The sequence below is a fragment of the Psychroserpens mesophilus genome (assembly GCF_050617655.1).
Lineage (GTDB): Bacteria > Bacteroidota > Bacteroidia > Flavobacteriales > Flavobacteriaceae > Psychroserpens > Psychroserpens mesophilus_A.
In genome coordinates this window covers 1-266 of sequence record NZ_JBODQC010000199.1, presented here as the reverse complement: position 1 = coordinate 266, position 266 = coordinate 1, and the positions used below count along the sequence as shown (strand labels likewise).

The window sequence follows — 266 nt, the reverse complement described above, 5'->3', positions numbered from 1 at the left end:
GAAGAAGCGTGTAAACTCAACCGAAAAGAATTTTTTAATCAATTCATCTCTTTCGGTATCTTCAAATAGTTCATTAATGCTATCTAAGTATTTGTCAATCTCGTGATTAACCTCAGTATTGTGTATTTTTTTAGCTAGACTCATTAGTTGCACTTCGCAGATTTCCATGCCAGATGGAATATCTTTCTTTTCAAACTGCCTTTTAATGATGCGCTCTATGCTTTTTATCTTACGTACTTCACTTTTAGCAACGATGACCATAGAAA

The 266-nt window shown here is 33.5% G+C and carries 1 pseudogene; it reads right to left on the bottom strand.

Annotated features, from left to right (window positions below):
- Positions 1–266 (bottom strand): annotated as a pseudogene (locus tag ACRHNM_RS16935) (DEAD/DEAH box helicase); the annotation flags it as partial.